General features: G+C 43.0%; 20 protein-coding genes. All 20 read right to left on the bottom strand.

Annotated features, from left to right (window positions below; all coding sequences use genetic code 11):
- Positions 1 to 7: 7 nt before the first annotated feature.
- The 20 genes from pyrF to NST09_RS07570 all read right to left on the bottom strand — a co-directional run bounded on the left by pyrF (position 8) and on the right by NST09_RS07570 (position 20,433).
- Positions 8 to 712, bottom strand: coding sequence for an orotidine-5'-phosphate decarboxylase (gene pyrF / locus NST09_RS07665; protein ID WP_144684323.1), 705 nt, complete (start codon positions 710 to 712; stop codon positions 8 to 10).
- Positions 684 to 1,616, bottom strand: a complete 933-nt coding sequence (locus NST09_RS07660) for a dihydroorotate dehydrogenase (protein ID WP_057079571.1) — start codon at positions 1,614 to 1,616, stop codon at positions 684 to 686. Before NST09_RS07660 ends, pyrF begins: the two co-directional genes overlap by 29 nt.
- Positions 1,610 to 2,386 (bottom strand): dihydroorotate dehydrogenase electron transfer subunit, encoded by a 777-nt coding sequence (locus NST09_RS07655; protein WP_007499709.1) that lies wholly within the window; start codon positions 2,384 to 2,386, stop codon positions 1,610 to 1,612. The genes NST09_RS07660 and NST09_RS07655 overlap by 7 nt, the downstream gene beginning before the upstream one ends.
- Positions 2,383 to 5,598 carry a carbamoyl-phosphate synthase (glutamine-hydrolyzing) large subunit gene (gene carB, locus NST09_RS07650; RefSeq protein ID WP_342493493.1) on the bottom strand — a complete coding sequence of 1,072 codons (3,216 nt, stop codon included), beginning with the start codon at positions 5,596 to 5,598 and terminating at the stop codon, positions 2,383 to 2,385. The genes NST09_RS07655 and carB overlap by 4 nt, the downstream gene beginning before the upstream one ends.
- Positions 5,583 to 6,677: a carbamoyl phosphate synthase small subunit gene (locus tag NST09_RS07645; RefSeq protein ID WP_019743288.1), complete on the bottom strand. Its 1,095-nt coding sequence runs from the start codon at positions 6,675 to 6,677 to the stop codon at positions 5,583 to 5,585. The genes carB and NST09_RS07645 overlap by 16 nt, the downstream gene beginning before the upstream one ends.
- Positions 6,674 to 7,960 carry a dihydroorotase gene (locus NST09_RS07640; RefSeq protein WP_136944392.1) on the bottom strand — a complete coding sequence of 429 codons (1,287 nt, stop codon included), beginning with the start codon at positions 7,958 to 7,960 and terminating at the stop codon, positions 6,674 to 6,676. Before NST09_RS07640 ends, NST09_RS07645 begins: the two co-directional genes overlap by 4 nt.
- Positions 7,944 to 8,867, bottom strand: a complete 924-nt coding sequence (locus tag NST09_RS07635) for an aspartate carbamoyltransferase catalytic subunit (RefSeq protein ID WP_074042036.1) — start codon at positions 8,865 to 8,867, stop codon at positions 7,944 to 7,946. Before NST09_RS07635 ends, NST09_RS07640 begins: the two co-directional genes overlap by 17 nt.
- Before the next feature lie 130 nt (positions 8,868 to 8,997).
- Positions 8,998 to 10,326 carry a solute carrier family 23 protein gene (locus tag NST09_RS07630; protein WP_017359351.1) on the bottom strand — a complete coding sequence of 443 codons (1,329 nt, stop codon included), beginning with the start codon at positions 10,324 to 10,326 and terminating at the stop codon, positions 8,998 to 9,000.
- A gap of 155 nt (positions 10,327 to 10,481) precedes the next feature.
- Positions 10,482 to 11,024 carry a bifunctional pyr operon transcriptional regulator/uracil phosphoribosyltransferase PyrR gene (pyrR, locus tag NST09_RS07625; protein ID WP_007499718.1) on the bottom strand — a complete coding sequence of 181 codons (543 nt, stop codon included), beginning with the start codon at positions 11,022 to 11,024 and terminating at the stop codon, positions 10,482 to 10,484.
- 170 nt (positions 11,025 to 11,194) lie between these two features.
- A complete protein-coding gene (locus NST09_RS07620; protein ID WP_074042037.1) occupies positions 11,195 to 12,109 on the bottom strand; it encodes an RluA family pseudouridine synthase in 915 nt (304 codons plus the stop codon).
- On the bottom strand, positions 12,106 to 12,573 hold the full coding sequence (gene lspA, locus NST09_RS07615) for a signal peptidase II (RefSeq protein WP_008344942.1): 468 nt from the start codon (positions 12,571 to 12,573) through the stop codon (positions 12,106 to 12,108). Before lspA ends, NST09_RS07620 begins: the two co-directional genes overlap by 4 nt.
- A 94-nt stretch (positions 12,574 to 12,667) precedes the next feature.
- Positions 12,668 to 13,042 carry a TraR/DksA family transcriptional regulator gene (locus NST09_RS07610; RefSeq protein WP_342493492.1) on the bottom strand — a complete coding sequence of 125 codons (375 nt, stop codon included), beginning with the start codon at positions 13,040 to 13,042 and terminating at the stop codon, positions 12,668 to 12,670.
- Between the two features lie 160 nt (positions 13,043 to 13,202).
- The gene (gene ileS / locus NST09_RS07605; RefSeq protein ID WP_342493491.1) at positions 13,203 to 15,968 is read right to left on the bottom strand and encodes an isoleucine--tRNA ligase; all 2,766 of its coding nucleotides are present in this window, start codon (positions 15,966 to 15,968) and stop codon (positions 13,203 to 13,205) included.
- Between the two features lie 356 nt (positions 15,969 to 16,324).
- A complete protein-coding gene (locus NST09_RS07600) occupies positions 16,325 to 16,819 on the bottom strand; it encodes a DivIVA domain-containing protein (protein WP_008344947.1) in 495 nt (164 codons plus the stop codon).
- A 26-nt stretch (positions 16,820 to 16,845) separates the two neighbouring features.
- Complete coding sequence (locus tag NST09_RS07595) at positions 16,846 to 17,622, bottom strand: RNA-binding protein (RefSeq protein WP_017367204.1); 777 nt, start codon at positions 17,620 to 17,622, stop codon at positions 16,846 to 16,848.
- 54 nt (positions 17,623 to 17,676) lie between these two features.
- The gene (locus NST09_RS07590) at positions 17,677 to 17,958 is read right to left on the bottom strand and encodes a YggT family protein (RefSeq protein ID WP_017367203.1); all 282 of its coding nucleotides are present in this window, start codon (positions 17,956 to 17,958) and stop codon (positions 17,677 to 17,679) included.
- Between the two features lie 6 nt (positions 17,959 to 17,964).
- On the bottom strand, positions 17,965 to 18,423 hold the full coding sequence (gene sepF / locus NST09_RS07585) for a cell division protein SepF (protein ID WP_017359354.1): 459 nt from the start codon (positions 18,421 to 18,423) through the stop codon (positions 17,965 to 17,967).
- Position 18,424: 1 nt separating this feature from the next.
- The gene (locus NST09_RS07580) at positions 18,425 to 19,114 is read right to left on the bottom strand and encodes a YggS family pyridoxal phosphate-dependent enzyme (RefSeq protein ID WP_342493490.1); all 690 of its coding nucleotides are present in this window, start codon (positions 19,112 to 19,114) and stop codon (positions 18,425 to 18,427) included.
- A gap of 6 nt (positions 19,115 to 19,120) precedes the next feature.
- Positions 19,121 to 19,984, bottom strand: a complete 864-nt coding sequence (gene pgeF, locus NST09_RS07575; protein WP_342493489.1) for a peptidoglycan editing factor PgeF — start codon at positions 19,982 to 19,984, stop codon at positions 19,121 to 19,123.
- Positions 19,985 to 20,196: 212 nt separating this feature from the next.
- Positions 20,197 to 20,433 (bottom strand): YlmC/YmxH family sporulation protein, encoded by a 237-nt coding sequence (locus tag NST09_RS07570; RefSeq protein ID WP_008344958.1) that lies wholly within the window; start codon positions 20,431 to 20,433, stop codon positions 20,197 to 20,199.
- Between the last annotated feature and the right edge of the window lie 37 nt (positions 20,434 to 20,470).

Genomic DNA, 20,470 nt, shown 5'->3' with positions numbered 1-20,470 from the left:
CCGGCAGTCACTCCCACTCTTTCAAAATTTGTTGATAAGCTTCCACTGGGTTTGTGGCTTTTGTGATCGATCTTCCCACAACAATCTGTGAAACACCCTGCTCTTTGGCAAAGGCAGGTGTCGCCACACGCTTTTGGTCATCCGTTTGATCATTTGGTAAGCGAATTCCTGGCGTCACAGTGAGAAAGGAAGGAGAGATTTGTTCATGAAGCTGTTTTGATTCATGAACAGAGCACACCACACCATCAAGTCCACTTCCATATGCCAATTGTCCATAATGAAGCACAGCCTCTTGCAATGGGCGATTAATTAGTAATTCTTTTTTCATCATATCTTCTGACGTGCTTGTCAGCTGGGTCACTGCAATGATGCCCGGGCGATTTTGGCCGGCAGGGGTTCCGCTTTCAAGCCCCTCTACGGCCGCCTGCATCATTCTTTTCCCGCCGGCTGCATGCACATTCACCAAATCAACACCAAGTGCAGCAAGCCTGTTCATCGCTTTTTGCACGGTTGTTGGAATGTCATGAAGCTTCAGATCAAGGAAAATACGGCAATTTTTTTCTTTCAGTGCGTCAATAATGGCAGGACCTTCTTGGTAAAACAGCTCCATGCCAACCTTTACGAATAATGGAGTGCCTTCAAAACGATCTAAAAAGGCGTGCGCCTCCTGTCCTGATGGAAAATCAAGCGCGATGATGGGCAAGTGCTTCATGTTTCCAGCTCCTTCCGATGCATTCCTCTACAGATGAATACCCATAAGCCGCTAACACATTCGGCAGTTCATCAATGATTTCCGGGCAAATAAATGGGTTCACAAAATTGGCTGTCCCAACAGCTACCGCACTTGCGCCAGCTAGTAAAAATTCAAGTACATCTTCAGCGCTTTGCACCCCGCCCATCCCAATAATCGGAATAGAAACGGCCTGACTGACCTCATGCACCATTCGGATGGCAACAGGTTTTACAGCAGGACCTGATAATCCGCCTGTTTTATTGGCAAGAATGGGTTTGCCTGTTTTTAAATCTAAACGCATCCCAATCAAGGTATTGATCATGGTGAGTCCATCCGCTCCAGCCGATTCAATCGCTTTAGCAATCTCAACGATATTGGCTACATTAGGTGACAGCTTCACATAAACAGGAACGGAGGAAACTTCCTTGACGGCTTTTGTCAATGTGGCCGCCATTTCTGGATCGGTCCCAAAGGCAATTCCGCCTGTTTTCACATTCGGACACGAGATATTCAGTTCAAGGGCGTGAACATTGCTTGCTTGACTAATTTGCTTTGCTACTTCAACATAATCATCAACTTGTGATCCAGCAACATTGGCAATAATAGGGGTATCGAACTGCTCAAGCCAAGGTAATTCATGTTCAAGCACGCCTTTTAGACCTGGATTTTGGAGACCAATCGCATTCAGCATACCGGCTCCTGTCTCAGCTACCCTAGGTGTCGGGTTGCCAAATCTCGTTTCAAGGGTCGTGGCTTTAATCATGATGCCGCCCAGCAAGGAAAGGTCATATAATGATGCGAATTCTTTTCCAAATCCAAAACAGCCTGATGCAGGAATGATTGGATTTTTTAAAGATAAGCCGGGTAATTCGATGTTTAGCATGATAGCGCCACCTCCTCCGCTTTAAAAACAGGTCCATCCAGACAAACTTTAACGTACGGTTTCTCGTGCTGATCGGTATGACAGACACAAGCAAAGCATGCACCGATTCCGCAGCCCATTCGTTCTTCCATTGAAATATAAACAGGCTTATCGGGATAAGAGTCTTTTAGTGCTTTTAACATAGGTGTCGGTCCACAGGAAAGCAAGACATCAAAGTCCAGCTCATTCTCTTCAATGACATTTGTCACGAAACCTTTCGAACCATATGTCCCATCAACGGTTGCGATAAACGTATCTCCGAGTGCTTGAAACTTCTCCTCATAAAATACATCCTTTTTCGATTGAAAACCGAGAACATGTTTTACGATGACGCCTTTTTTCGTTAACCGCTTAGACAGTTCATATAACGGAGGCACACCGATTCCTCCACCGACTAATAATGCGGTCTGTCCGGCCTGAACGACTGAAGGGTCATAGCCGTTTCCAAGCGGTCCTAACACATCGACTGACTCTCCCGCCCGCTTTTGGGAAAGGAGCTTTGTGCCCTCTCCCTCTGCGCGGTAAATGATGGTTGCTTCTTGCTTTTCGGCATGAATGTTGGCAATACTGATCGGTCTTCTCAGCAGCGGTGTCATGGATTCACTGACCTTTATATGAAGAAACTGTCCAGCTGTTTGAAAGGATTCAACAAGATCACCTTTTAATGTCATTTCGTAAATATGATCAGCGATCTCTCGGTTTGAGACGACCGTCAAGTATGCTTTTTTCATATCGTTACTGTCACCTCAGCATTCGTTTTCACTTCTGGCATTTCATCTGCTCTAAATGTCATGCTCTCTAGCACTCTTAAGATCGCTTCCGCTGTATCTAGTGACGTTAAGCAAGCGACACCATTTTCAACAGATTCACGTCTAATTCTAAAGCCGTCTCTTGCCGGCTGTTTTCCTTTTGTTAAGGTATTGATGACAAATTGGGCTTCACCATTTCGAATGACATCCAGCAGGTTCTTTCCTTCTTCTCCTATTTTGCCGACAACACTTGATGGAATAGAGGCTTGTTTTAAGTAATTCGCTGTTCCTTCTGTTGCTAAAATATGATAGCCGATGGAATGGAATCTTCTTGCAATCTCAAGTCCTTCTTCTTTATCTTTATCAGCCACTGTCAGGAGAACCGTTCCGTCTTTTGGAATTTGAATACCTGATGCAATCAACCCTTTGTAGAGGGCTTTTTCGATTGTGACATCTTTCCCCATGACTTCACCTGTTGATTTCATTTCAGGTCCTAGTGTAATATCTACTCTTCTCAGTTTTGCAAAAGAGAAGACTGGAACTTTCACATATACGCCTTCTTGCTCAACATGAAGCCCTTCTTGGTAGCCATAGTTTTTCAGTTTTTCTCCTAAAATAACCTTTGTAGCTAAGTTCGCCATTGGAATGCCTGTAATTTTACTTAAGAATGGGACAGTCCGGCTTGAGCGCGGATTCACTTCAAGTACGTACACTTCTCCTTTTGATAGAACAAATTGAATGTTCAAAAGCCCAATGATGTTAAGGCCTTTTGCGAGTTTAATCGTGTATTCTGCAATTTTCGCTTTGATGTCCTCTGACAAAGTTTGCGGCGGGTAGACCGCAATGGAGTCTCCAGAGTGAACTCCGGCTCTTTCAATGTGTTCCATAATGCCTGGTATGACAACCGTTTCTCCGTCAGACACAGCATCTACTTCAATTTCTTTTCCTGTCAAATACTTGTCAATGAGCACTGGGTGCTGCGGATTGACTTTCACCGCATTCTCCATGTAGTGAAGGAGCTCAGCTTCTTGATACACAATTTCCATTGCACGGCCGCCTAATACATAGGAAGGACGGACAAGCACGGGGTAACCGATTTGATTCGCAATCGCTACTGCCTCTTGCACAGACGTTGCTGTCTTACCTTTTGGCTGCGGCACGCCGAGAGTTTCTAATGTTTGTTCAAACTTGTCACGGTTTTCCGCGCGATCAAGGTCTTCAAGCGATGTTCCAAGTATCTTAACCCCTCTATTTGATAATTCATCTGCTAAGTTAATCGCTGTTTGTCCGCCAAACTGAACGACGACACCTTCTGGTTGTTCAAGGTCGATGATGTGCATCACATCTTCTACAGTGAGTGGTTCAAAGTAGAGCTTATCTGAAATACTAAAGTCTGTTGAGACGGTTTCAGGGTTGTTGTTAATAATAATGGCTTCATAGCCTGCTTGTTTGATTGCCCACACTGAATGAACGGTCGCATAATCGAATTCAACCCCTTGTCCGATTCTGATTGGACCTGAGCCTAGCACGATGACACTTTTCTTATCTGTTCGTTCGGATTCATTTTCATCTTCATATGTGCTGTAGAAGTACGGTGTTTCTGATTCAAATTCTGCCGCACATGTGTCCACCATCTTATACACAGGAACGATGCCTGCTTCTGTTCTTAGGTTGTAGACATCTGCCTCATTCATATTCCATTCGCGGCTAATATAAATATCTGAGAAACCTTTTTCTTTCGCTTCTTTTAAAACGTCTACATTGCCTTTGTTTTCTTTTAGTGTCTTTTCAAATGTGATGATGCCTTCCAGTTTATGAAGGAAGAAGTAATCAATTTTCGAGAATTCATGAATCTGTTCGACGGTATAGCCTCTTCTTAGCGCCTCAGCGATATAAAACAGACGTTCATCTCCTGCTTTGATAATCCGCTTTTCAAGCACTTCGTTTGTAATGTCCGCTTCGTCTTTTAATTCAATGTGATGCACATCCGCTTCAAGTGAACGAACAGCCTTTAAAAGAGACTCTTCTAATGTGCGGCCAATCGCCATGACTTCACCCGTTGCTTTCATTTGTGTTCCAAGTCGTCTGTTGGCAGATTCAAACTTATCAAACGGCCAGCGCGGGATTTTTGAAACGATATAGTCGAGTGCTGGCTCGAACGCTGCATATGTTTTACCTGTGACTGGGTTCATCATTTCATCAAGTGTTAGGCCAACTGCGATTTTCGCTGCAAGTTTTGCAATTGGATATCCTGTTGCTTTAGACGCAAGAGCAGAAGAACGGCTCACGCGCGGGTTTACTTCGATAATATAGTATTGGAAGCTGTCTGGATCAATCGCCAGCTGTACGTTACATCCGCCTTCAATGCCAAGTGCACGGATCAGCTTGAGTGACACATTACGAAGCAGCTGATATTCACGATCACTTAGCGTTTGACTTGGTGCCACAACGATACTGTCACCTGTGTGGATGCCGACAGGATCAAAGTTTTCCATGTTACAAACCACAATGGCATGATCTCCGCTGTCACGCATGACCTCATATTCAATTTCTTTAAAGCCTGCGATACTTTTTTCAAGCAAACATTGTGTCACCGGACTTAACTTCAGTCCATTCTCGACGATTTCTTTTAATTCTTGCTCATTTGTACAAATTCCGCCGCCTGTTCCGCCTAGTGTATAGGCTGGTCTAACAATGACTGGGAAACCGATTTGATCTGTGAATGCCATCGCTTCTTCAAGGTTATGGATGATTTCACTTTCTGGTACAGGTTCATTTAATTCATTCATTAGATTACGGAATAAATCTCTGTCCTCTGCTTTTTGAATAGCTGACAGCTTGGTGCCTAGTACTTCAACACCGCATTCAGCGAGTACACCAAGATCTGATAATTCAACAGCAAGGTTCAATCCAGTTTGTCCGCCAAGTGTTGGCAGAATCGCATCAGGACGTTCTTTTCGAATGATTCGTGTTAAAAATTCTGGTGTCAGTGGTTCGATGTATACCTTATCGGCCATTTCTGTATCTGTCATGATCGTCGCAGGGTTAGAGTTCACAAGAACGACTTCATAGCCCTCTTCTTTTAGCGCTAAGCAAGCCTGTGTGCCTGCATAGTCAAACTCCGCTGCCTGACCGATGATGATTGGACCTGAACCGATCACTAAAATCTTTTTGATATCTACGCGTTTTGGCATACTTCTTCCCCTTCTTTCTCAGTTGTATGAATCATGTCCATGAACTCGTCGAATAAGTAGTTCGCATCTTCTGGACCCGGTGATGCTTCTGGGTGATACTGGACAGTGAATGCTGGTGCTTCTTTATGTTTTAATCCTTCAATGGTATTGTCATTTAGCGCAATATGTGTGACTTCAAGCACGTCTTCATTAATGGCGCTAACCGTGTAGCCATGGTTTTGAGACGTCAAGGTTACCTTGCCAGTTGCTAGTTCTTTGACTGGATGATTGGATCCTCTATGCCCAAATTTCATTTTTTCTGTACTTGCGCCGCACGCAAGCGCGAATAACTGGTGTCCTAGGCAGATACCAAAGAGTGGTACCTTTCCAATCAGTTGCTGAATCATTTCAACCGCTTCTGGCACATCGACTGGATCCCCAGGTCCGTTTGAAAGCATGATGCCGTCTGGTTTTAACTGTAATACTTCATCTGCCGTGATATTGTATGGCACCACAATGACATCACAATCTCGCTTATTGAGTTCGCGCAAAATGCCATGCTTCATGCCGAAATCGACAAGCACAATTCTTTTTCCTCTTCCTGGGCTTGGATACGCATTTTTCACAGATACTTGGCTTACTTGATCTGTTGGTAGCTGCATCGTTTGAAGGCGGCTTACAACGTCTTCTACTTGTTCATCCGGTCCTGCAAAAGCTCCTCTTAATGTACCTGCACTTCGAATCATGCGCGTGAGCTTGCGTGTATCAATGCCGCTAAGACCCGGGATATTTTTCATTTTTAAATACTCATCAAGTGAGTATGAAGAGCGCCAGTTTGAAGGCTTTTCACAAAGCTCTTTCACGATCAGCCCTTTCACAAACGGTGTGATCGATTCAAAATCATCACGGTTAATGCCATAGTTGCCGATCAGCGGGTAAGTGAGTGTGACAATTTGTCCGCAGTACGACGGGTCAGACAAAATCTCTTGATAGCCTGTCATCCCTGTGTTAAAGACGACTTCTCCGACTGACGGTTCTAAGCTGCCAAAGCCTGTTCCTTCGAATACTGTTCCGTTTTCTAGCACTAAGCGTCTCTTCATTTTACTAGTCTCCCCTCTTCATAAACGACTTTCCCAGATGCAAGTGTCATGACCGGCCATCCTGATACAGTCAATTTGTCAAACGGTGTATTTTGTCCTTTAGATAAAAAGCTTTTTTTGTCAATTGCCATTTCTTTGTTTAAATCAATCAGTGTGATATCAGCGATTTGACCTTCTTCCAGCTTTCCGTATGGAAGAGCAAAGGCTTCTGCTGGTTTGATGGTCATATAATCAACAAGTTCTTTTAATGTCCATTCCCCTGTTTTCACAAAACGTGTGTACAGAAGCGGGAACGCTGTTTCAAGTCCAACAATCCCAAAAGGTGCCCTCTGCATCGTTTCGTTCTTTTCTTCTTCTGTATGCGGTGCATGGTCTGTGGCGATAAAATCAATCGTGCCATCTAAAAGCCCCTCGATCAGTGCCTCGCGATCTTCTGCTCCTCTGAGCGGCGGATTCATTTTATAGTTTGTGTCAAGACCTGGGATGTCTGTATCACATAAGAGCAGGTGATGTGGAGAGACCTCAGCCGTCACACGAATGCCTGCTTTTTTTGCATCGCGTACCACTCGGACGGATTCCTTTGTACTGATATGACATACATGATAATGACAATTCGCTGCTTCTGCTAAGAGGACATCTCTTGCAATATGCACCGATTCACAAATTGACGGTATCCCGTTTAACCCATTTGCTTTTGAAAAGTCTCCTTCATGAACGCATCCTCCATAAATGAGTGAGTTATCTTCACAGTGCGCCACTATGGCTTGATCAAGGCTTGCTGCTTTTTTCATTGCTTCGTACATCATGCCTGCGGTTTGAATACCAACACCGTCATCCGTAAAGGCAAATGCGCCCGCTTCTTTTAACGCTGCAAAGTCTGTCATCTCTTCGCCAATTTGTCTCGTCGTGATGGAAGCGTATGGCAGTACTCTTACAGAGGAGGTCTCTTTGATTCGATTCATCAGCCATTCCATTTGTTCTTTTGTATCTGGAACTGGTCGTGTATTCGGCATTGCTGCAATGGTCGTATACCCGCCTCTTGCTGCTGCCTTAGAACCTGTTTCAATGGTTTCTTTTTTCTCGCCGCCTGGCTCTCTTAAATGCACATGCAGATCAATCAAACCTGGTGATACAAATAGCCCTGCTGCATCAATGACTTCTTCTCCGTCTTCTCTTTTTAAGTGACCCATTGCTTGAATCACTTTTCCTTCTACCCTAATATCCTGCTGCACTCTTTCCCCTGTGCTTGATAAGATAAAACCGTTTTTAATGAGATATGACATAGACAGAATCTCTCCCTTTTTGATGTAGTCTGCTATTTTGAAAAGCCCTTTTTAACACAGCCATTCGGATATACACACCATTTTCCATTTGTTTGAAAATCCTTGACTGTTTTGACTCTACTAATGAATCATCTATTTCAACACCTCTATTTACTGGTGCTGGATGCATAATAATCGCTCTTTCTTTCATTTTGTTTGCCCTGTCTACTGTTAATCCATAAGTCGATAAGTAACCCTCATTGCCCATCTTTTCTGAGTGCCTTTCATGCTGAATTCTCAGCAGCATCACCACGTCAGACCGCTTCACGGCTTCGTCCACTTCGACATACGTTCCATGAGGATTTTGTTCATCTTGGAAGGAAGCTGGTCCTGAAAAGAGCACTGTCGCTCCTAGTCTTGCGAGGACTTCAGCATTGGACCTTGCCACCCTGCTATGTTTGATATCACCATGAATCGAGATGGTTAAGCCTTCAAAACCGCCAAACTCTTCGAAGATCGTCATCAAATCCAGCAATGATTGGGTAGGGTGCTGACCGCAGCCATCTCCAGCATTAATGATTGGAATCCCGACCTTCCCAATCAGCTCTTTGTAATATTCGTCTGTACTGTCTCTGATGACACATGCCTTGACTCCGATGGATTCAAGTGTTTTCACTGTATCGTAAAGGGTCTCTCCCTTTTGAACAGAGGTACTTGCTGCGTCTAGGTTCAGCACATTCATTCCAAGTTTTTTCTCTGCCACCTCAAAGCTAAAACGCGTTCTTGTACTTGGTTCAAAGAAGAGGTTCGCTACAAATTCACCTGCTAAACCATGTTCCTGTTTCCCTTTTTTCAATGCACATGCTTCTTCAATCAACTGTAAAATTTCTTCCTTTGACAAGCTACTCATTGTCGATAAATCATTCATTTTTTCTGCCCCCTCTAGTTTTTCATCACTTTCAGGTTCAAAAAAACCCTAAGCCTCGGCAGCTTAGGGTTCTCCAAAAGAAGCAGGGGTGCTTTCGCACGTTCTGCTCCGTTTAGAACCCTTGTTAGCCTCACTGGACTTCTTTTAAAAGGTTTTCGGTATTCGATTCATTTGACTCATCATCTTCTGCCTTCTGATGCGGCAGAATCAGGTTTAGCAGGACGCCAGTAATGGCAGCGAGTGCCATTCCTGACAGCGTCAGATTGATTTGTTTCACCTCAATGAATGCCCCGCCAATTCCAATGACTAAGATGACTGATGCGATAATGAGATTACGCTTTTCTTCAAAGTTCACTTTATGATCAATCAGGATTCGCAGTCCGCTTGAGGCTATGATTCCAAAGAGCAGGAACGAAACGCCCCCCATAACCGCGGATGGTACTGTACTGATTAATGCTGAAATTTTCCCAACAAAGCCGAAGCAGATCGCAAACACCGCTGCTCCGCCGATAACGAAGATACTGAACACTCTTGTGATCGCAAGGACGCCAATGTTCTCTCCATAAGTCGTTGTTGGAGGTCCGCCGATGAGTGAAGCGAAGATTGTCGCCGCACTGTCTCCTAAAATGGAGCGATGAAGACCTGGCTTTTTAATAAAATCTTGTCCAACAACTTTGCTTAACACGACTTGATGACCGATGTGCTCAGACATGGTCACAAAGGCAACCGGCACCATCACTGTGAGAATGCTTAAAGTCACAGCAGGTGTATAGTCGACAAATGGTACAACAAAGTCTGGAACAGCAAACCATTTTGCAGCAATGACCGGCTGGAAGTTCACAATGCCTTGTGTTAAAGCAAAAAGGTAGCCGCTGATAATGCCGATTAAGACTGGAATCAAGCTAAGGAATCCTCTTAGGAAAATCATACTAATAATGGTGACAGCGAGTGTGAAGCCTGCAACCATTAAGTGCTTCAGGCTGTAAACAAGCTCCTTTGCATTCGGATCCACGTACATCGCCATGTTAACAGCTGTTCCAGCGAGTCCGAGTCCGATGACCATAATGACGGGTCCTACAACGACAGGCGGCAGAAGCTTCATTAGCCAGCCTGTGCCAAGCCATTTGATAAATAATGCGATGAGTGCATATGCCACACCAGCCATAAAGGCACCTACCATTGCGGCTCCAGGGCCGCCGGTGGCTTTTACATTCAAGATAGGGGCGATAAAGGCAAAGGACGATCCAAGATACGCCGGAATCTGCCCTCTTGTGATGATTAAGTACACAATGGTTCCAACCCCGCTTGAGATGAGCGCGACGGCTGGGCTCATATCAATGATCTTTGGTACAAGAATGGTTGCACCAAACATCGCAAACAAGTGCTGCAGGCTGAGTGACAGCCATGTGAACGGTTTTGGGATATCTCGAATGCCTAAATTGGCTTTTTGCTGACTCATGATTTTCCTCCTAGATGTGTCCTTTTTCATTAAAAAAGCCTCTTTGCGAGTATGCGCAAAGAGGCCTAGAAAAACCGTACACGTCACTTTAGCCGTGTGCTCGGTGTCTCTGTTATTGCCCTCTTTGCAAACTCTCTGGAATGCATTTAAAAAGGTTATTTTTCATATATAGCGACAAGGTCGTTTTGATCTACTTCATTGAGCTGAACCATGACTGTCTCAGCTTTTGATGTCGGGATGTTTTTCCCGATATAATCTGCCCGAATCGGCAGCTCCCGGTGTCCCCGGTCGACTAAAACAGCCAGCTGAATGGAAGATGGTCTTCCTACATCCACAAGCGCATCCATAGCTGCTCTGACGGTTCTACCTGTGAACAAAACATCATCTACGACAATGAGTGTTTTGTCATTAATGTCAGCTGGGATGTCTGCACCCTTGACAAGCGGGTCTTGGTTCTCTGTCTTTTTTGTCAGGTCATCACGGTATAGCGTAATATCAAGTTCACCCACAGTCACTGGGTTTCCTTCAATTTGCTCGATGCGCTCTGCAAGGCGCTTTGCAAGATGAATACCTCTTGTCTTGATCCCGGCTAGGATGACATCCTTCATCCCTTTGTTGCGCTCAATCATTTCATGTGCAATACGGGTAAGCGCTCGTCTTATCGCTTGTTCATCAAGAATGACTGCTTTTTGTTCCATCTTTTACACCTCTTTTTGACAAATAAAAAGCCCCTTCTGCAAAGGGCAGAGAGGGGCGCTCATTTGTGCATACTCGTGCACAAATTGATCCGTTATCCTTCTCAGCCTCTCTGGACTGTTTTAAAGAATCTCAATTTCTTCGTTTATTATTTCAAAAAAAGAACGGCCTGTCAATCGTTATTTCTTAATGAATCGATAAAGCCCTGCATATCAGCTGGAATTGGAGCTGTAAACTCCATATATTCTCCTGTTCTAGGGTGATCAAATCCTAACACGCCTGCATGTAGCAGTTGTCCATTGAAATCAACCGTTTTTCTCGGGCCATATTTTGGATCTCCTGCAAGCGGATAGCCAATGTATTTCATATGAACACGAATTTGGTGGGTTCTTCCTGTTTCAAGGCGGCATTCTACAACGGTAAAGTCTTTAAAGCGCTCCATCACATCAAAATGAGTGACTGCCTGCTTTGCATTTTCTTTTGTGACCGTCATGCTTTGGCGATCTTTTTTGTCTCGACCAATTGGTGCATCAATCGTTCCAGTATCATGCTGAATGATGCCATGAACAACGGCTGTGTATTTTCTAGTGACCGTTTTCGCCACCAGCTGATTGACGAGTGATTCATGCGCCATATCATTTTTTGCGACCATTAAAAGCCCTGACGTATCTTTATCAATTCGGTGGACAATTCCAGGGCGCATGACACCATTAATGCCTGACAAATCATTGCAATGAGCCATGAGGCCATTGACAAGAGTACCTGTCACATGTCCTGGTGCTGGATGAACGACCATTCCTCTTGGCTTATTGACCACTAGTACATCTTCATCCTCATAATAAATATCAAGATCCATTGATTCCGCTTCTACATCTAGTGCTTCTGGATCTGGAATCTCTACTTTGATTTGATCTCCAGCTTGTACTTTATAATTGGCCTTCACTTGTTTTCCATTTACTTCGATGAGCCCATCTTTCACCCACTGCTGGACTTGAGTTCTTGACCATTCTGGTTCAGTTGTGCTTAAAAATTTATCAAGCCGTTCACTCGTTTGTTCTTCTGAAACGGCAATGTTTACTTGATTCATGTAGTTGACTCCTTATTTTTCTTTCCATCTAACAGCATTTGAATAAAGAGCAGAATGACCCCCACACATAGAGAGGAATCTGCGATATTAAAGATTGGATAATGATAATCCCCAAATACGAAATGAGCAAAATCAACCACTTCTTGACGGAAAATACGGTCAATAAAGTTTCCAATCGCTCCGCCAAGCATTAAGGCAAGCGCTACGCCAAGTAGCTTGTCCTTTTGTCCATGTTTTTGCAAATAATAAACAATTCCTGCAATAACAACGAGTGTGATCACATAGAAAAACCACATTTGTCCTTGGAGAATCCCCCATGCGGCTCCTGAATTTCGGTGGGATGTGATGTAAAAGAAGCCATCAATCACAGGAATAGAATCACCGAGCATCATATGTTTGACAATGAGCCATTTTGTTAATTGATCTAAACAAATTATCACGAATGCGATTATGTAATAGAACACACACGTTCCTCCATCTTCATACTTTGGTCTTTAAGCATTTTATCAAGAAAACAGGAAGGAGTAAAGAAACTTTAGTTGACAGACAAAAACCTCCCTACATGTGGAAGGCTTCAAAATGAGAATCATTTGATTCATAAGGATAAGGGGTGAATGCTTTTTTCTCGTATTGCTTATGATATAAAAAGTCGTCAGTCTTACGAGCAGTCGGAAGAATACTCATTTGTTCAATGGGCATTGTATGCCCTGTCGCCTCACATATGCCATAAGTTCCTTGTTCAATTTTTGCAATCGCGAGCGAAACATCTTGCAGTTCTTCTTTGATGTGATAAAGAAGCGTGGTCGTTTTTGCTTGATCGAAAGTGACATGTTCAGCGGGTGAACGCAATGATGCATATTCAAACAGTTTCGATTGCAGTTCTTCTCTCATTTGAAGGAGTTCCATGTAAATCGTCTCTAGATCGCCATTCATGTCGCTGATTCAACTCCTGCCCTGTCGTGATAATCATATTGTTGCCCCGCCTGTTCACTTTAAAGCCATAAGATTTTTCCTTTCGTTCTAAACGCTGTCATTTTCTCTATATCAAAAACGCCCCGCTATATGCGGGGCGCTAGTTGGTGATATCACGCTGTTAATTCTGGTAATATTTCTCCACGATTTCAGCATTTTTGAGCGACAATGTTGGGTATTTTGGATTTGCGCCAACATCTTTTGAAATAATGCGGGAGCGTTCGCACAGTTCTCCTTCTGCTTTTTGAACAACAATACGTCCTGATGTGTATTCAGGCGCTGATGCGTCTGCATGTTTCTCATCTTCTACTGTTAATTCAGATATGATGAAGAGCTGCTTTACATCTTCTTTAATGGATGCAAGAAGGTTTTTCACTTCCTCTGTTGCATAAAGGGTCACACTTGCTTCAAGTGAACGTCCGATGACTTTCTCATTACGCGCAATTTCCAGCGCTTTTAGCACATCGTCACGTACTTCCATAAAGCGGTCAAACTTCACTTCTGTCGCTTCTGCTTGAGGAACAGCTACACCTTCTGGCATATCTGTTAACTGAACACTTGGCTCTTCAACAAAGCTTAAGTGGCTCCATAGTTCATCTGCTGTATGCGGAAGAATTGGTGCTGTCAGCTTCACTAACGCCATTAATGTTTCGTAGAAGACCGTTTGCATGCTGCGGCGGTCTGGATGATCCGCATGCTCAATGTATACCACATCTTTTGCAAAATCGAGATAGAAAGAGCTAAGCTCAATCGTACAGAAGTTGTGGATGGCATGATAGACAACCGCAAATTCGTAATCATCATAAGCTTTTTTCACTTTATCAATTAATTTGTTTAATTTGATTAAGATATATTGATCCACTTCGCGAAGCTCTTCGACTGGTACTGCATTGACTGCTGGATCAAAGTCAAACAGGTTACCATGCAAGAAGCGGAACGTGTTACGGATTTTACGATAAACTTCTGCGACTTGTTTTAAAATGTCGTCAGACACTGGATGATCGGCTTGATAGTTGACAGAAGATACCCAAAGTCTAAGAATCTCCGCACCAAGCTGCTTCGCCACTTTCGTCGGATCGATCGTATTGCCTAATGATTTACTCATCTTGCGTCCTTCTTTATCAAGCGTAAAGCCATGGCTGAGAACACCTTTATATGGCGCTTTTCCAGTGACAGCAACTGCTGTAGATAAAGATGAGTTAAACCAGCCGCGATATTGATCAGAACCTTCAAGGTAAAGGTCTGCCGGACGAACAAGGTCATCTCGTTCTTCTAATACCGCTTGGTGAGAAGAACCAGAATCAAACCATACATCCATGATATCTTGCTCTTTTGTAAATTCACCGTTCGGGCTGCCTGGATGTGTAAAGCCTTCAGGCAATAATTCTTTTGCTTCTTTTTCAAACCAAATATTTGAGCCATGTTCTCTAAATAATTGAGAAACGTGCTGAATCGTTTCATCTGTGATGATTGGCTCACCATTTTCAGCATAGAAGACTGGGATTGGAACGCCCCATACACGCTGTCTTGAAATGCACCAGTCACCTCTGTCACGCACCATATTGAACAGGCGCGTTTCGCCCCAAGCTGGAACCCATTTCGTTTCTTTAATATTATCTAATAGTGCTTCTCTGAAATCTTTAATGGAAGCAAACCACTGAGCAGTTGCACGATAAATTGTTGGTTTTTTCGTTCTCCAGTCATGCGGATAGGAGTGCGTGATAAAGTCGAGCTTTTTCAATGCGCCTTTTGCTTCAAGCTGTTCTGTGATGGCTTTATTGGCATCCTCGTAGAATAGTCCTTCAAAACCAGGTGCTTCTTCTGTCATCACACCTTTTTCATCTACTGGACATAACACATCAAGACCGTACTTCATACTTACGATAAAGTCATCTTCCCCGTGACCTGGCGCTGTGTGAACACAGCCTGTTCCTGCATCTGTTGTGACGTGATCGCCAAGCATCACAAGAGAATCTCTATCGTAAATTGGATGTGCTGCAACGACCTTATCTAATTCTTTACCTTTTAACGTTTTCACAACTTCGTACTCTTCAAAGCCAAGTGTTTTTGCCACTTGTTCAACTAGTTCAGATGCGATGACATATCGCTCAGCACCCACTTGAAGCACACTGTACTCTAGGTTTGGATGTACACAAATGCCAAGGTTTGCAGGAAGTGTCCAAGGTGTTGTTGTCCAGATGATGAACTGTTCGCCGTTTTCAAGTACGTCTTTGCCATCTTTCACTTTAAATGATACGTAAATCGATGGTGATCGTTTGTCCTTGTATTCAATTTCTGCTTCAGCAAGTGCTGATTCACTTGATGGAGACCAGTTAACAGGCTTAAGACCTTTGTAAATATAGCCTCTTTTCGCCATTTCACCAAAGACAAGAATTTGCTGCGCTTCGTATTCAGGCTTCAATGTCACATATGGATTGTCCCAGTCTGCTCTTACGCCCAAACGTTTAAACTGATTGCGCTGACCTTCGATTTGTTTCCAAGCATACTCCTCACATAGTTTACGGAATTCTGCTGTCGACATTTCTTTGCGTTTGACTTTTTTATTTTTCGTAAGGGCTGTTTCAATCGGTAAGCCATGTGTATCCCAGCCCGGTACGTACGGTGCATGGAATCCATTCATTGATTTAAAACGGACAATAAAATCTTTGAGGATTTTATTGAGTGCGTGCCCCATATGAATGTCACCATTCGCATATGGAGGTCCATCATGCAAAATAAAGGTCGGGCGTCCTTTTGTCCGCTCTAAAACCATTTGATAGATGTCTTTTTCTGCCCACTCCTCTTGGATTTCAGGCTCTTTGTTCGGCAGGTTCCCTCTCATCGGGAATTCTGTTTTTGGCATTAATAAGGTGTCTTTGTAGTTCATACCTATTCCTCCACATGCAAATTCGTATTAAAAAACAATAAAAAAAGCCCTCTCATCCCATAAGGGACGAGAAGGCTTGTCTCGCGGTACCACCCTTTTAGACAAGCGCTTTGAAATTGCCGCTTATCCACTCTAAAATCGTAACGTGATCAGACGCCTTTTCTTACTCATTCATTTCAGAAAAGGAACTAAAGGGGTGATCTCATTGCAGCGTTTCGTAATGTCAGGCTTCCACCGTCCCTGATTCGCTTTATTACGCATGTAACCGCTGCGAGTGTCCCTTTCAAACGTTTATCTCTTGTTAATTTATGATGGTATTATATGCAACATGAGCACGTCATGTCAAGGTGATGCGCTTATTCTTTTTCGTCAAAGACAGCGTCAACTTCATATTCCAGCAAATGATCCCAATCATCATTTTTTAGAAGATCAAGCTGAGCTTCGATGAGCATTTGGAAACGAGTTCTAAAGACTTTCGACTGTTTCTTGAGCTCTTCGATTTCCATAGCAATCTTTCTTGATTTTGATAACGCTTCGTTGATAATACGGTCTGCATTTTTCTCAGCTTCACGAATGATCAATTTCGCTTCTTTATCAGAATGACGCTTCACGTCTTCTGCTGCTTCTTGCGCCACAAGAATGGATTTGTTTAATGTTTCTTCAATTGTTGCAAAATGGCCTAGTCTTTCATCAAGCTCGTTGACTTTGTCTTCAAGCTCGTTCTTTTTGCGAAGTACGATCTCGTAATCTTTACGTACTTGGCTTAAAAACTCATTTACTTCATCTTCGTCATAGCCGCGAAAACTTTTTGTGAATGTTTTATTATGAATATCATTAGGTGTTAATGGCAATCTTGCCACCTCCAGATTCAAATTCGTTATGTCAGAAGCTCAAATGTTACTTTGAATTTATCTTTTTTCGTCTTCCCATCAATTGTTTTAAGGCTAAAGCGGCCAAATCCCCTAACAGAGAGCTGATCACCTTCACCAATTGTAAAGGAAGGGTCTTCAGTGACTTTCCAGTTGACTTTGACAAGACCATTTTTGACCAAAAGCTGTGCTTTTTGCCGAGACTGACGGCTGACAGCTGCACATACAGCGTCAAGCCGCAGTGAAGAAATCGTATCTTCTTTGATATCGGTTTTGCTGATGACTGGCTGAAGATCTGCCTTGCTGATTTCCTCTAATGAAACAGATGCTCTGCCGACATGCGTCAGCTGAGCCCGAACAAAATCGGCAACATCGCTTGTACAAATAAATTGCACGTTGTCCTCTGAAAACAACAAATCACCGAATTTTTGACGCTTCAGGCCTGTCCCAATGAGCGAACCGAGAAGGTTGGGGTGTTCTATAGAAATAAACTTTTTCGCATAGTTCACCTGAAAATAAGTCAGTTCAAAATCCTGTATGGTCGGTGCTAAATAGTCAGGATAGATCAAAGCCCTTTTCCGCTCTGCTTCCTCATACCCGCCAAAAAACATGAGACCCAGTTCATCAGAATGCTGAATCACGGACTGGGTAATGAACTGCTCACGCGGATCAAGAAAGTCTGTTAATTTCATTCGATATTGATCGAGTGCGATGTTTTTCCAGCCTAATACTTGGTCGACAAATGGCTGTTCGTCTTTTCTAAAATGTTGATAAATATCGCTCATTTTGTTCCCCTTTTATGTAAAAGAGCCTGGCAGATGCCAAGCCCGGCAGCCTGTCTACATGAATCGTACAATCATATTATAAAGACCAGTTAGTCCATACAATGATGCGAAACGAATCACAAGCAATGCCACAATTGGCGAGATGTCAATCATGCCAATTGGCGGAATAATTTTACGGAATGGTTCTAAATACGGTTCGCAAATGTTTGTCAAGAAGCGGCCAATCGCTGTTTCTCTTGCAGATGGTACCCATGACATAAAGATGTAAATAATGATCGCGAATGAGTAAATCGTTAATACAGTCTGTAGAAACTGAAAAATGTAATATAGAATCACTTTGGTTTACCACCTCTGAGGTTCTTCCTCTGTCAATAGCTCTGATATTGTGCCAGATACATCCACATTATCAGGAGTGCAGAGGAATATATTCGAGCCAATACGCTGAATGTCTCCACCGATTGCATAAACCGTTCCGCTTAAGAAGTCGATGATTCGCTTTGCTTGATCGTGCTGAATGCGCTGCAAATTGACGACGACTGCACGCCGATTTTTAATATGATCTGCAATCTCTTGAGCCTCTGCATAAACACGTGGCTCACTTAACACCACTTTAGAGGATTTTTGCACGCTTTGCAAGCTGACGACATTTTGTTTTCCTGCCTGAGGACGCTCTTGAAATGCCGCTTTATCTTTTGTGTTTTTTTCTTCTTGTGCTGGTTCTCTTTCTTCATCAATATATTCGTACTCATACTCTTCATCATCGAGTGTGAAGAAGCTTTTAAACTTATTTTTTATGCTCATGTCACGCACCTCCTGTTTCATTTCCAACAAGTGAAGAGCCAATCCGAACAAATGTCGCACCTTCTTCAATTGCGATTTCAAAATCGTTTGACATGCCCATCGATAAATGCTGACAAGGTGCATTTACTTGGTTCAGTTGTTTTACCTCTTGTTGAAGGTTTTTTAATGTTTTAAAACAGTTTCGTATCACAGTATGATCATCTGTAAATGGAGCCATCGTCATGAGTCCAGCAATTTCAATATGTTTGAAATCAGCGAGCTGTTTGACAAATGGAAGCACGTCTTCGCTTTGTAAGCCGTGTTTTGACTCCTCAAGTGATGTGTTCACCTGTACAAAACAGCGAACCGTGTGATCCGCTCTTTTTTCAATTTCATTCGCAAGGGACATTCTGTCTAGCGAATGTAAGTAGTCAATGGTCTGAATGACAGATTTCACTTTTCGCGTCTGTAAACTGCCGATGAAGTGCCAGCTAATGTTTTCATCGGTTATGGCTGCCTGTTTTTCAAGTAACCCTTGGTCACGATTTTCACCAAAGTGCAAAATGCCGGCATCCTTTGCTTCTAATGCTCGTTCAATCGAGACATACTTTGTGACAGCGACAACCGATACATCGTCTGGATGTCTACCTGCTCTTTTACATGCTTCGTTGATTTGTTCATTTATTTGTCTGAGATTCTCTCGTACATTCAATTGCAGTTATGCCTCCTTAAACCCGACAAAAGACATCATACGTCCTGTTTTCCCTTGATCACGCCGGTGTGAGAAGAAATGCTGCTCATTGCAACTTGTGCACATCGAACTGACATGTATGTTTTCTTCTTTTAATCCTGCATGAAGTAATACGTTTTTGTTTAGTGTTTTTAAGTCAATTTTGTATTGTCCTTGTGACATCTCGGAATACACATCCTCTGTTGTAAAAGGAAGCTGTTTCACTTGATCTATGACAACATCATCTACTATGTAGCAGCAGCTGCCAATGGATGGTCCAATGACGACTTGTATATGATCGGCATCAGCGCCTTCTTGGCGAACCCATGCATCAACCATGTTGGCGCCAATTTGTTTGACGGTTCCTTTCCAGCCGGCATGAGCCGTTCCAATCAGCCCAGATTGCGGCGCTAGAAAATAAAGCGGAACACAGTCAGCGAAACAAAGAGCGAGCATGATGTTTGGTTCAGAGGTGTATAAACCATCTGTTCTAGAGAGTGCTTCATCATACTGAAGACTTCCTCTTCCCTTATGTTCCTTTGTGACTTTCATGATGCGATCCTCGTGTGTTTGGTCAGCAAACACCCAATTAGAGAGCGGCACAGCAGTAGCATCTGCAATGACTTGACGATTCATTTGGACACTAGAAGCATCATCTCCTACATGGAGTCCAGTGTTCATTGATTGATATGGAGAAAGACTAAAGCCGCCATTTTTTGTCGTAAAACCGGCCAATATCTCTTTTCCAGAACATGTCATGTTCGTCCAATCATGAATCAGCATTGCATAAGGTGATTTCTGCTGAAAGGGGTCATATTTGTCTATCAAAGCTGCCTCCCACCTTTCATTCATCTCTCTTTATATCGCTCCTATTTTACCACAAGACCTGCTAAGACAGTTAGTGGGATTCATTAAATATTACACTCAAATGTGCCCTTTCTACAGGTTTTTTTTCAAATTGATATGAAAACGTAATCTTTTTACCCGAAAAAGACATTGATTGCTGAGAATGGAGAGCTTATGTTAAGGATCATTGAATGATTCATTGAGGAGTTATACGAATTTTAAGAAGACAAACGGACAAGTATCACATCTTCGCCAATTTTTACTATATTTCGCCACGGGACAATCATTTCCTCTTCTTTTCCGAAAAATCCCATCATTTTACCTGTACCGCCAATGATAATCGCTTGTATTTTACCGCTCGTGACATTGATATCGATGTCTCCAATAGTACCTAATTTTTTTCCGCTGGACACATCGACAACATCTTTGATTTGGAATTCAGAAATACTGATCATCTGTCCTTCCCCGCCTTTCGTTTTCTACTATAATATG

Source organism: Bacillus sp. FSL W7-1346, assembly GCF_038593335.1.
Lineage (GTDB): Bacteria > Bacillota > Bacilli > Bacillales > Bacillaceae > Bacillus > Bacillus altitudinis.
Note: the sequence above shows the minus strand (reverse complement) of the source record. Positions and strands in the feature narration are given on the sequence as shown.

Excerpts from the sequence above, each read along its gene's own strand:
- pyrR (WP_007499718.1), bottom strand. The coding sequence starts at position 11,024 with ATGGAACAAAAAGCAGTCATTCTTGATGAACAAGCGATAAGACGAGCG.
- NST09_RS07620 (WP_074042037.1), bottom strand. The coding sequence starts at position 12,109 with ATGAATCAAGTAAACATTGCCGTTTCAGAAGAACAAACGAGTGAACGG.
- NST09_RS07635 (WP_074042036.1), bottom strand. The coding sequence starts at position 8,867 with ATGAATGATTTATCGACAATGAGTAGCTTGTCAAAGGAAGAAATTTTA.
- NST09_RS07595 (WP_017367204.1), bottom strand. The coding sequence starts at position 17,622 with ATGAGCGATATTTATCAACATTTTAGAAAAGACGAACAGCCATTTGTC.
- NST09_RS07570 (WP_008344958.1), bottom strand. The coding sequence starts at position 20,433 with ATGATCAGTATTTCTGAATTCCAAATCAAAGATGTTGTCGATGTGTCC.
- pgeF (WP_342493489.1), bottom strand. The coding sequence starts at position 19,984 with ATGAATGAAAGGTGGGAGGCAGCTTTGATAGACAAATATGACCCCTTT.
- NST09_RS07640 (WP_136944392.1), bottom strand. The coding sequence starts at position 7,960 with ATGTCATATCTCATTAAAAACGGTTTTATCTTATCAAGCACAGGGGAA.
- ileS (WP_342493491.1), bottom strand. The coding sequence starts at position 15,968 with ATGAACTACAAAGACACCTTATTAATGCCAAAAACAGAATTCCCGATG.
- pyrF (WP_144684323.1), bottom strand. The coding sequence starts at position 712 with ATGAAGCACTTGCCCATCATCGCGCTTGATTTTCCATCAGGACAGGAG.
- sepF (WP_017359354.1), bottom strand. The coding sequence starts at position 18,423 with ATGAGCATAAAAAATAAGTTTAAAAGCTTCTTCACACTCGATGATGAA.
- NST09_RS07660 (WP_057079571.1), bottom strand. The coding sequence starts at position 1,616 with ATGCTAAACATCGAATTACCCGGCTTATCTTTAAAAAATCCAATCATT.
- NST09_RS07645 (WP_019743288.1), bottom strand. The coding sequence starts at position 6,677 with ATGAAGAGACGCTTAGTGCTAGAAAACGGAACAGTATTCGAAGGAACA.
- NST09_RS07655 (WP_007499709.1), bottom strand. The coding sequence starts at position 2,386 with ATGAAAAAAGCATACTTGACGGTCGTCTCAAACCGAGAGATCGCTGAT.
- NST09_RS07630 (WP_017359351.1), bottom strand. The coding sequence starts at position 10,326 with ATGAGTCAGCAAAAAGCCAATTTAGGCATTCGAGATATCCCAAAACCG.
- NST09_RS07610 (WP_342493492.1), bottom strand. The coding sequence starts at position 13,042 with ATGAATGGCGATCTAGAGACGATTTACATGGAACTCCTTCAAATGAGA.
- carB (WP_342493493.1), bottom strand. The coding sequence starts at position 5,598 with ATGCCAAAACGCGTAGATATCAAAAAGATTTTAGTGATCGGTTCAGGT.